At 62.1% G+C, this 9,136-nt stretch carries 19 protein-coding genes and 1 tRNA gene; 9 read left to right on the top strand and 11 right to left on the bottom strand.

What is annotated here, in order from left to right; genetic code table 11:
• Positions 1 to 93: 93 nt before the first annotated feature.
• On the top strand, positions 94 to 255 hold the full coding sequence (locus ACVWYQ_RS03915; protein WP_456725442.1) for a hypothetical protein: 162 nt from the start codon (positions 94 to 96) through the stop codon (positions 253 to 255).
• Between the two features lie 224 nt (positions 256 to 479).
• Here the strand turns inward: ACVWYQ_RS03915 and ACVWYQ_RS03910 are convergent.
• The 4 genes from ACVWYQ_RS03910 to ACVWYQ_RS03895 all read right to left on the bottom strand — a co-directional run bounded on the left by ACVWYQ_RS03910 (position 480) and on the right by ACVWYQ_RS03895 (position 2,872).
• A tRNA-Pro gene (locus ACVWYQ_RS03910) sits at positions 480 to 556 on the bottom strand.
• A 92-nt stretch (positions 557 to 648) separates the two neighbouring features.
• Positions 649 to 1,134, bottom strand: a complete 486-nt coding sequence (locus tag ACVWYQ_RS03905) for a DUF192 domain-containing protein (protein WP_271540426.1) — start codon at positions 1,132 to 1,134, stop codon at positions 649 to 651.
• Between the two features lie 115 nt (positions 1,135 to 1,249).
• Complete coding sequence (locus ACVWYQ_RS03900; RefSeq protein ID WP_157284234.1) at positions 1,250 to 1,912, bottom strand: cold-shock protein; 663 nt, start codon at positions 1,910 to 1,912, stop codon at positions 1,250 to 1,252.
• Between the two features lie 198 nt (positions 1,913 to 2,110).
• Positions 2,111 to 2,872 (bottom strand): SIR2 family NAD-dependent protein deacylase, encoded by a 762-nt coding sequence (locus tag ACVWYQ_RS03895; RefSeq protein ID WP_456725441.1) that lies wholly within the window; start codon positions 2,870 to 2,872, stop codon positions 2,111 to 2,113.
• 165 nt (positions 2,873 to 3,037) lie between these two features.
• On the opposite strand from ACVWYQ_RS03895, the gene ACVWYQ_RS03890 reads away from it, so the two are divergent.
• A complete protein-coding gene (locus ACVWYQ_RS03890; protein ID WP_271540429.1) occupies positions 3,038 to 3,289 on the top strand; it encodes a hypothetical protein in 252 nt (83 codons plus the stop codon).
• A gap of 95 nt (positions 3,290 to 3,384) precedes the next feature.
• On the opposite strand, the gene ACVWYQ_RS03885 is transcribed toward ACVWYQ_RS03890, so the two are convergent.
• Positions 3,385 to 3,669, bottom strand: coding sequence for a hypothetical protein (locus ACVWYQ_RS03885; protein WP_157284232.1), 285 nt, complete (start codon positions 3,667 to 3,669; stop codon positions 3,385 to 3,387).
• Between the two features lie 270 nt (positions 3,670 to 3,939).
• On the opposite strand from ACVWYQ_RS03885, the gene ACVWYQ_RS03880 reads away from it, so the two are divergent.
• Together ACVWYQ_RS03880 and ACVWYQ_RS03875 are read left to right on the top strand one after the other, a co-directional pair.
• A complete protein-coding gene (locus tag ACVWYQ_RS03880; RefSeq protein ID WP_404541232.1) occupies positions 3,940 to 4,182 on the top strand; it encodes a hypothetical protein in 243 nt (80 codons plus the stop codon).
• Positions 4,183 to 4,259: 77 nt separating this feature from the next.
• A complete protein-coding gene (locus ACVWYQ_RS03875) occupies positions 4,260 to 4,385 on the top strand; it encodes a hypothetical protein (RefSeq protein WP_057029130.1) in 126 nt (41 codons plus the stop codon).
• On the opposite strand, the gene ACVWYQ_RS03870 is transcribed toward ACVWYQ_RS03875, so the two are convergent.
• The 3 genes from ACVWYQ_RS03870 to ACVWYQ_RS03860 all read right to left on the bottom strand — a co-directional run bounded on the left by ACVWYQ_RS03870 (position 4,382) and on the right by ACVWYQ_RS03860 (position 5,992).
• Positions 4,382 to 4,579: a hypothetical protein gene (locus ACVWYQ_RS03870; RefSeq protein WP_333920065.1), complete on the bottom strand. Its 198-nt coding sequence runs from the start codon at positions 4,577 to 4,579 to the stop codon at positions 4,382 to 4,384. The two genes, ACVWYQ_RS03875 and ACVWYQ_RS03870, sit on opposite strands and share 4 nt — an antisense overlap.
• A 486-nt stretch (positions 4,580 to 5,065) precedes the next feature.
• Positions 5,066 to 5,200, bottom strand: a complete 135-nt coding sequence (locus ACVWYQ_RS03865; protein ID WP_260347228.1) for a hypothetical protein — start codon at positions 5,198 to 5,200, stop codon at positions 5,066 to 5,068.
• A 495-nt stretch (positions 5,201 to 5,695) separates the two neighbouring features.
• Positions 5,696 to 5,992, bottom strand: a complete 297-nt coding sequence (locus ACVWYQ_RS03860; protein ID WP_008558895.1) for an HU family DNA-binding protein — start codon at positions 5,990 to 5,992, stop codon at positions 5,696 to 5,698.
• 272 nt (positions 5,993 to 6,264) lie between these two features.
• Between ACVWYQ_RS03860 and ACVWYQ_RS03855 the strand changes: the two genes are divergently transcribed.
• Complete coding sequence (locus ACVWYQ_RS03855) at positions 6,265 to 6,756, top strand: hypothetical protein (protein WP_404541234.1); 492 nt, start codon at positions 6,265 to 6,267, stop codon at positions 6,754 to 6,756.
• 123 nt (positions 6,757 to 6,879) lie between these two features.
• The gene (locus tag ACVWYQ_RS03850) at positions 6,880 to 7,182 is read left to right on the top strand and encodes a hypothetical protein (protein WP_275502085.1); all 303 of its coding nucleotides are present in this window, start codon (positions 6,880 to 6,882) and stop codon (positions 7,180 to 7,182) included.
• Positions 7,183 to 7,242: 60 nt separating this feature from the next.
• On the opposite strand, the gene ACVWYQ_RS03845 is transcribed toward ACVWYQ_RS03850, so the two are convergent.
• On the bottom strand, positions 7,243 to 7,470 hold the full coding sequence (locus ACVWYQ_RS03845; RefSeq protein WP_035999684.1) for a hypothetical protein: 228 nt from the start codon (positions 7,468 to 7,470) through the stop codon (positions 7,243 to 7,245).
• 431 nt (positions 7,471 to 7,901) lie between these two features.
• Here ACVWYQ_RS03845 and ACVWYQ_RS03840 point away from each other — a divergent pair, with 431 nt between their 5' ends.
• Positions 7,902 to 8,138 (top strand): hypothetical protein, encoded by a 237-nt coding sequence (locus ACVWYQ_RS03840; RefSeq protein ID WP_157284226.1) that lies wholly within the window; start codon positions 7,902 to 7,904, stop codon positions 8,136 to 8,138.
• Between the two features lie 42 nt (positions 8,139 to 8,180).
• On the opposite strand, the gene ACVWYQ_RS03835 is transcribed toward ACVWYQ_RS03840, so the two are convergent.
• Positions 8,181 to 8,408 (bottom strand): hypothetical protein, encoded by a 228-nt coding sequence (locus ACVWYQ_RS03835; RefSeq protein ID WP_025036169.1) that lies wholly within the window; start codon positions 8,406 to 8,408, stop codon positions 8,181 to 8,183.
• Positions 8,402 to 8,635 carry a hypothetical protein gene (locus ACVWYQ_RS03830; RefSeq protein WP_271546558.1) on the bottom strand — a complete coding sequence of 78 codons (234 nt, stop codon included), beginning with the start codon at positions 8,633 to 8,635 and terminating at the stop codon, positions 8,402 to 8,404. The genes ACVWYQ_RS03835 and ACVWYQ_RS03830 overlap by 7 nt, the downstream gene beginning before the upstream one ends.
• A gap of 98 nt (positions 8,636 to 8,733) precedes the next feature.
• Here ACVWYQ_RS03830 and ACVWYQ_RS03825 point away from each other — a divergent pair, with 98 nt between their 5' ends.
• Positions 8,734 to 8,925 (top strand): DUF3072 domain-containing protein, encoded by a 192-nt coding sequence (locus tag ACVWYQ_RS03825; protein WP_225141865.1) that lies wholly within the window; start codon positions 8,734 to 8,736, stop codon positions 8,923 to 8,925.
• A gap of 58 nt (positions 8,926 to 8,983) precedes the next feature.
• Positions 8,984 to 9,136 carry a hypothetical protein gene (locus ACVWYQ_RS03820; protein WP_157783960.1) on the top strand — a complete coding sequence of 51 codons (153 nt, stop codon included), beginning with the start codon at positions 8,984 to 8,986 and terminating at the stop codon, positions 9,134 to 9,136.

Raw genomic sequence — 9,136 nt, 5'->3', positions numbered from 1 at the left:
ATGAGCGCGCCGTTTCGGCGCAGGGTGATTTTAAGACTGAACTTTGCAGACGATCGGACGTTTGGAAGCAAGTAGGTTGCTGGGGGGACGACAATGATGAAATTGCAATGTGCGCGTCTGCGCCTCGCGTTGCGCGTGATCCCGCCCGCGCCAATCATGAGCACGGCCTCGCAACGGCCGCCGCAAGCCGCCAACGACAATCAGATGGCCTGGCCGTACGTGCCATTTCCGCCCGGCTGGTACGCCTCGAACTGACGAGCGCGCCGGGCAAAACGCAACGCCGCACAAGCGGAATATTCATCGCTTGGCGGCGTCCGTTTAGACATTAGGCGCTGAAATCCCCAACACGGATTTGTCTATCGCGACGGACGAAGGTTCGATGAGGCTTTGCTGATTTCCAGGCGAAGCGAAGGCCGGACGCGTGGATGCCAGGCCATGCCGGTTCGATGCTGACCTCTAGGCCAGCGCCGCCCGGGGAATGGTCGGGGCAGCTGGATTCGAACCAACGACCTGCAGTACCCAAAACTGCCGCGCTACCAGGCTGCGCTATACCCCGAATGTCCGGCGAGCCCCGTCGATACACGCTTCCCGGAGCGCCAGCAAGCTTTCCAAAGCCGCCGGCCTGGGCCGCAATCGCCCCTGCCCGTCCTATTTGCCGCCGAACAGGGGGTGGCCGACGCGATCACCGGGGCGGATGCCGTACTTCTGCGCCGTCCCCGCCACCACCTCCAGCACGGCCCGGGCGGGTCCCCGGGAGGAGATGATCTTCGTCGACAACGGCTCGGTATTCTCCGCAATGCGCAGGATGCGGCCATCGGCGCGGATGAAGATCATGTCGAGCGACACATAAGTGTTCTTCATCCACATCGAGATTTCCTGCTCGGGATTGAAGTCGAACAGCATGCCTTTGCCGTCGGCCAATTCCTTGCGGTACATCAGGCCGGTCTCCTTCTCCTCCGGGGTCGTTGCCATCTCGACCGAGAACACCTGCACGCCGTTCTTGGTGACGATCTCGAGCGGCTGGAAGCTGGCGGCGCCGGCCGGCGCGCCGGCGACGGCCCAGCCGGCGATGACGAGGATGGCGGCAAGCCAGCCCTTCAGAGCGGACCAGGCGTCCTTTCGATCAGAAGTCATGGGGGCTCTCATGGCGTGGGACTTCAGTCAGTCCTTACGCGGCGACCGCCGGAAAAGGAAGAGGCGCGCCGGACTTGCGGCGCGCCTCTGCTCACAATTGCTGGAATTCATAGCCTTAGTGCGACTGCAATCCCGGCGATCCGGTCTCGGGATGGATCTCGGCCGCCATCATGCCCTTGGAGCCGGGCCCGAAGCGGACCAGCACATACTGACCCGGTCTCAGCTCAGTCATGCCGAAGCGGCGTAGCGTCTCCATGTGCACGAAGATGTCGGGCGTGCCCTCGCCGCAGGTCAGGAAGCCGAATCCGCGCAGCCGGTTGAACCATTTGACCTGGGCCCGTTCCAGCCCGCTGGTCGGGGTGACCGTGACATGGGTGCGCGGCGGCAGCATCTGCGCCGGGTGGATCGCGGTCGACTCGTCCATCGAGACAACGCGGAAGGCCTGGTAGCCCTTGGCGCGCTGGATGCACTCGACGACGATGCGGGCGCCCTCATAAGCGGTCTGGAAGCCGTCGCGCCTAAGCACGGTAACGTGCAGGAGCACGTCCGGCCAGCCGTTGTCGGGAACGATGAAGCCGTAACCTTTGGAGGCGTCGAACCATTTGATGACGCCGGTGACCTCGACGAGATTGGCGCTGGCTTCGCCCAATCCGGTGAAGGGATTGAGCGCATTGTCGCGGCCGGCTCCGCCATGCTCGCCCGGCGTCAATCGCCCTGGCGAGGTGCCCTGTCCGGGAACTCCAAGCTTCTTGGACTCAAATCCGTCCGACGACCCCATAACCCCGGACCCCACACTGCCATGCAACCCGCCACATTGGCGGCGCTCGAATCACGCGTCTTAAGAGAATGTTCTCAATTCGACGCGACGCGAATCTTTCGACTCAAAAGATAACACTCCCGGTTGAGACGCATAGACAAAAAAGAGATTCGCCGGAACCTATGAACAGCTTGCACAGCCGCGAATCAAATTGATGCCTCAATTGCCGACAAAGGGCCCGAGCGTCTCGCCGATGTCGTGGTGGATGACGAGGTCGGCGATGTCGTCCTGCTCGGTCGGCTCGCGATTGATGATCACGAGACGTGCACCGGCGCGCTTGGCCATCATCGGAAAGCCGGCCGCCGGCCAGACCACCAGCGAGGAACCGATCGCGATGAAGAGATCGCAGGCCTGCGACAGCGCTGTCGCGCGCTGCATCTCCTCGTCCGGCATCATTTGCCCGAAGGAAATCGTGGCGGTCTTCACCGGCGCGTCGCAGGCGGTGCAGTTGGGCGCGATGCCATCGCCGTCGAAACGGCGCTTCACCCAGTCCAGCGGATAGTCCTGCCCGCAGCCGATGCAGCGCGCATAAGTGGTATTTCCGTGAAGTTCAATCACGTGCTCCGGCGCGAATCCCGAGGCCTGGTGCAGATTGTCGATGTTCTGGGTGATGACGGCGGGAACCTTGCCGGCGCGGTAGAGCGATGCCAGCGCCCGATGGCCGCGGCCGGGTTTCGCTGCGGCGAAGACCTCCTCCATCGCAAAGCGGCGGCGCCAGGATTCGTCCCGCGCTGACTGGCTCGCGACGAACTCGTCGAACGGGATCGGACGGTTACGCGTCCAAATTCCACCCGGCGAGCGGAAGTCGGGAATGCCGCATTCGGTCGAGATGCCGGCACCGGTGAACGGCACGATGGTCCTGGCCTCGGCGATCATGTCGCCGAGCCGTTCGATACCGCTCTGCAGATCCGATGCGATCAATCGCGCCTCCCCGATAGTTTGGCCTGACAGCAACATACGCAAGCGACAAGATCGTTGACGCTCTTATCAAGCGCCAATGCAATGCACTCGGCAATTTCTTCCGACCTTCGCATATCACAATCCTGCAATGCCTCCTCCCCATTGACGCCCCATTCGGAAGTGCCAATGGATGTGTTGACGCGACTCAACGTGATTGCGGCGGCAGTGCTTGAGTTCGGATGTGCACATACTCAGGTGTCGAGGGGATTTGACATGACCGAAGACGAACAGCGCAAAGAGCGCGAACGCGAAGAAATCGCCGCCCGTGTCGCCGCCTTCCGTGCCACACAGGAAAAGTTCAAGCGCGAGCGCGAGGAATACTTCGTGGCGACGCTGGAGAATGCCCGCAAGGTCGAGCGGCCCTCGCTCTGGCCGTAGGCATCATCGCGCCGGCAGGCGCAACGACATACGAATGACGACATGCGAACGAAAAAAGCCCGGAGCACCGCTCCGGGCTTTTCGCTATTCGCCGACTACCAATAACGGTAGTGGTGGTGACGGTAGTACGGCCCGCCGTAATAGGCGTACGGACCCGGTCCGTAATAGGCGGGACCGTCGTAATAGCGGTAGCGGGGACCGTAATAGCCATAGGGCTGGGAAGCCGCGACTGCGCCCGCGGTGATCGCGCCGGCGGCGAGGCCGAACGCCAGGCCCGGGCCGATGCCGCCGCGGCCGCGCGCCTCAGCCGGCGCGGGCGCCGCGACCGCGGTCACACCGACCGCCGCGATGGTGGCCAGAACTGCCAGTGTCTTCTTCATGCTTGTCCTCCTTCGCGTGTCGCGGAGACAACGGCGAGCGCCTGCGATGGTTGCGCATGGATGGAACCAGCCCGCAGGCAAGAAATGTCGATGAAGCGGGAACGAAACGGCGAGACGAGGGTTAGCGTCTCAAGTGCGGGAGCCTCCGCCATCCGGGTCGAGGCGACAGCACGAAGACCCCGTCAGCATCTCCGCGGTGCTGGCGGGGTTTTCAGTTTCACGGGAGCAGATGGCAGCAGACCATGACGGTTGCCAGCGGGGACAACAATCATGGAGGAGAGTTTGCCCTTATCCGCTTTGCTGGCCCGTATCCGCAAATTGGTTCCCAAATCCGAGGATGAACATTACGACGAGATCGTCCGCAGCTTCGGTGTCGGCACGCTGCGCCCGCCGCCGACGCCGATGAGCGACCGCGAGCTGGCGCAGGCCATCGCCGAGTTCCTCAAGGAGCAGCCGTCGAGCGAATCCGTCGTGACCCTCGGCCGCCGGCTCGACCCGTCCACCCGGCTCTGAGTTTCTTCGCGGGAGTATGGAACCAGGAATGCGCGCGGACGTTGAGTCCGTTCCCTGCTGAGCGGAGAGAAAGAGATATGCCCGCCTGGCTCGAAGTCTTGCTCAACCTGTCCGGCTATGCCGGCTTCGTGGCGCTCGCCTCGCGCGGCGCCGGATGCCCGCAGGCGCGGGCCGATGACCGCCGTTGCGGCGACGAGCGTTAGTTGGCGCGCGCGGCTTGACCTGCCGTACGCACCAAACGGTCGGCCTTGACCGCAACGCGCGTGTCCTCGGCCTGCGGCCGCAGCGAGAAGCTGATCACAACGAAAGCAATACAGAACAGCGTGCCGACGACCGCGACGCGCCGGTAGGTGTGCCGGTCGCCTTGGAAAAAGGACGGAGCTGAAAAAGGCATCATGGCAAATTGCTGCTTGCGCAAATCGTTTTTGGCAAAGGCGTTTCTTGCTTGTCGTTGCCGAACACCTACCCCAAGGCGCAGCAAGCGCAACGCGATTGGGCTTTTAACCTAACCGAATAGGGTTATCGGCATCCGCATAAGCTATCGTTAGCCAGACGCATCCGGCACCTTCGCGGCGAGAGCGGCGCAAGAACGCCCGGCTTTGTTCCAGCTTCGACTCCGTTTCGTTCGCGAAGAACGAATCGGAGTCGCAAGAATGCGCGGAGAGCAACTCCTAACGATCGATGAAAGCGCGCACGCTCACACCGTCGACCCGGCGGGACCCTTCTTCGACGAGTGTCTTCTGCAACAAGTCTCTTCTGCAACAAGACTCTTCTTCGACACAACTTCGAGAAGACTCTTCGCCGGCAAGCAACGCGGCGACATATCAAGCGCGCCCCCTCGGAGCGGATCGCGCTTGCGCGTTGCCGCGTGGCGTCGACAAAGTCAGGCCGCCCGCTTCGGCTTCTCCTTCGAGAAGCATTCGAGGATCTGGATGCGCAGCTCCTCCGCCGCAGGGCCCTCGACCTTTCTGAGCTCGTTCCAGAGCCTGATCACTTCGCGCTGTTTTTCGACGGTCATGAGCAACCTCCAACGGTCCATCAACGCGTCTCACTAGAACAAAATGAGAACAAAAAGTCCAGCCCCGGACGTAAAATTTTGGTGGGGGGCGGCGTTGAACCTTTTCGGCGCGACAAGCACCTATGGAAGCTGGGGATTTCAGCGCCCAGTTACACGGCAGCGCCGCCTGACGAACATACTCCGTCGTGGCGGCGCTGTTGCTTTTTGCGATTTCAACTTTAGGTTAAAGCCATGGCTGTCGGCCAGGCGCTGAAATCCCAACGCCGTCAGCCAGAAAAGCCTCGCGCGAAAGCGCGGGGCTTTTTCTTGTGAAGCGGATGAGGATGGTGAGGGAACAAAGCTCGTCGTTCAGGACGAAGCGAGTACCGCGTGCTGGTTACCCTGATGGTCGTCTTGATGTTCGGGCATCGCGATGGCCGAGCACCACCTGGTCCTCGGCCGTTGATTGCTGCGCCGGCGCGTCAATGAGCCCACCGCACCGACATCGCCGGCACGTCAGACGGCGTCCTTGGCCACCTTCAGCGGCGAGGCCTTGACCGATTTGCTGGCGGGCTTCGCCGCAAACTGCATCGGCTCCTTGGTGAAGGGATTGATGCCCATGCGGGCTTCGGTCGCCGGCTTGTTCACGACCGACATCTTCACAAAGCCGGGAATGACGAACTCGCCGGACTCGTTGAGCTCCTTGTAGCCGACCGTCGCCATGTACTCGATCACCGACTTCACGTCGTTCTTCGAAAGCTGCGTGCCCTCGGCAATTGCATCGATCAATTGGGTCTTCGTCATCTTCGCCATGGTCTGAATTCCTTTGAATGGGTGCGCGGAGCAATTCTGCTGCTGGGGACGCGGCCGGACCCGCGAGTGCGCGCTGCTGATTCATGCCAGAAGTCATGAAGCGATCGGGCTTAGACCCTATCGAGGCCAAAAACGCAAGCACGGGCTCCGCGAGGTTCCCGACTTCCTGTGCAAGACGTTGCAGGACCTGCAATTTTAGGACCTGCAATTTCTCGAACCTGGCACAGCGCCGCGGCTGCTATAAGCCAGGAAAGGTATCTGATGGGGTTCTGATGAAGGTCGCTATCGTCATCGCAGGTCTGATCGTGGTCGCCGTCGCAGCCCTCGTCGCGATCCAGCCTAGCTTCTTGAAGCCCGCGTCCTTCGCCCTCGTGAAAAAGTCCGACATGTTCGGCTTCTCGCCCGGGATGTCATTCGAGGAGGCCAACAAGCTCGTCGCGCGACGCCACTATCTCTGCCGGCCGAGCCGAGGTCCGTACACGCTCGCATGCGACATCAACGGCGCCAAGGTCGCCGTCGACAGCGACGAGACCGACCCCAGGCATCCGATCTGGCGCGTCAATGCGACGCTGAACAATCCGGGATCGCAGGAAGCTGCGGTCAAATCCATCTCCGACCAGTTCAACGCCTCGGCAATCAAGGACCGGGAGGGCTGGACCTGGATCGTCGGCCGCGGTTTCAAGCTGAGCTATGACGGCGCCAGCTTGACCCTCGTGGACGAGGCCGCCGAGGCCAGGCTGCGCAAGGAGGACGCCAAGCGCTAGATAGCATCGCGCTTTGGCGTCACCTCGTCGTGAAACTTGTGGCTCGGCGATCCGTTGTTGACGCTTCAGTAACCTAACGCGACCAAGCTTCACTCAGGTTGGTTGCGTTGGAGTATCCTCAAAGTGCTGGATTTTAACGAGCTGCGTGAACTCGCGGCGGATGTTCGTATTTTCGTCGATGTCGCCGAAGACAAGGCCGAGGCGCTCAGAGCCGTGATCGCGGCCTACGACGTGGTGCTGGCGATCTTCCCCGTCGATGACGGCATGGGCCTCCACGTCATCAAGGGCAAGGGGATCCTGGACCAGATCGCGACGTCGCGCACACACGCGATGTACAGCCACACGGCGATCGCGGTTCCGGATCTCGCCCATGCCGAAGCGCTCAAGTTCCTGACGGCGCCCGTCGAACACCGGATTGCGGCCTGAGCTTGGTTGCAGCCGCACCGCTCCGCAGCAGAGCGGCGCGGCTGAATTGTCGTGGTGCCTTCAGCGGCTTTGTCTGGGCGTACGGGCTGTTCGCCGCTTCCGTCGCAGACCGATGCGCGTGCCCGGCAGATTGATGCCAAGCTCGATCGCGCGCGACCTGATCGATGCAATGGGGCGCTTGAGCTTCACGATCATCAGCGTGAGGCTCTTTCCGGTTTCGCACATGGATCGAAGCAGCCGGTCGTCGTCTTCCGACCAGCGTTCGTGGTTGTAAGTGCGGGCGGCCATGGACGTTTGCCTCTGAGGCCAATGAGGCTGGACCTGAGCCGGAGAATGTCAAAGGACCCAGCTTCGCCTTTTTTCTGAGCGCGGCGGCTGGGTGTCAGTTGAGGGGCGGCTTGTTACGCTGCCGCCTGACGCAGAGATAGTTTTGCGGCGTCGATTTTCAACCGACTTACGGATTTGTAATGGCCCGGCGCGCGTGCATTCGCTTGCAATCGAAGCGGCGCACTTTCGTTTGAACTTTCTTAGCCGCTCGCGCGTCTTACAGTTGAAGCGTCCCTAAGCTTCACCTCGACAGAGAACCCCGCTCCCGAAAGGGCGGGGTTTTCGCTTTTGGCGCTGCATCAGCTCGCTCGGGATTTCAAGCGCTCTTTGCCGTTGACCCGGCGGCCGTCCGGCCGCACTTTTTGCGACGGGCAGGGTTTTGAGGAGCCGTGATGCCGAAAACCCTTGTGGAATTCAGAGCGCAGAACCTTCGTTTGCTCGAGCGGCTTTGTCCCGACGACCCGCGCTACATCGCGGCCTGGCTGAAGCAGTTCGACGAGCAGAACGGGATCACACCAAAAGCTGGTCCGAAGTCGGGCAAGCGCCGCGCCAGGCCTTCGCCGCGAAGCAAGACCGCTTCGGCGGAACGCATGAGGTCAGCGCCCTCCTCCTCGGTCTCACCGCGCTGATCGGCAACGATAGCCGCGCAGTCCCGAGAGCCGCTCGGGCGCTCACGGAATGTCCGCGGCCTTCCGGTTGTCCCCGATCGAAACCGGCTTGTTGAGGAAATACTCGCGGTTACCCGTCGCAGCTTCCGCGTACTGGTCGATGGCGACGATGATGGCCTGGACGTGGGCATAGCACCACCCTTCCCGCGTCGCCCTGCGGCGGACGTCCTCGAGCGCGGTCAGGAAGGGCGACAGGTCTCGCTCATCGTCGAACCATCGCCTGCTCACCATGTCCTCCCGCCGAGCACCCTGCCCTTGGACTGGCGCGGCTCTGCCGCCTTCAGCGCATCGCGTTCCGCGCACAGGCTCTCGACCTTCGCCTGCATCCGCGACAGCAACGCCTCGGCCGAGGCCGTGCCGATACCCGCCCGTTGCAGCTGGAGGATCTCCTTCCTCTGCCTGCCCATCTGGATGCGCATCCGTTCGATCTCCCGCCTGAGAAAGTCCAGGTCCGGCATTGTTCCGCCTCGCAAATTCTAGATATGGCCCATGAGAACAAAAACGGAACGAAGAGTCGAGTCTGACGTTCTACGGAAAACCGAATAGGAGATGCGCGATGGCCGACAACACCCGGAAGGACCCGAAGGACTGGGTTTCCGGCGACGACCCGATGACCGGAGCCCAGGAATCCTATCTCAAGACCCTGGCCGAGCAGGCTCACCAGGACCTGCCCGAGGAAGAACTGACCAAGGCCGAGGCCTCGGAGCTGATCGACAAGATGCGGCAAAAGGCCGGGCTGGACGAGTGAGCCGTCCAATTGCGGGAACCCGGCTCCGTGCGTATGCAAACGAAATTGGGAATCGAAAATGCCTTATTTCGTTTGTGCCCGCGACGGAGCGGGCCAGATCATCTTGAAGCGAGACACAAGGGAAGCGGCCGAGAAGAAAGCCGCCGAGCTCCGCGACATGGGCTATTTCGAAGTCGAGATCGTGGCCAAGGGTGACGAGGAGACGGCGTGA

The sequence above is a fragment of the Bradyrhizobium sp. USDA 3397 genome, assembly GCF_054060965.1.
Note: the sequence above shows the minus strand (reverse complement) of the source record. Positions and strands in the feature narration are given on the sequence as shown.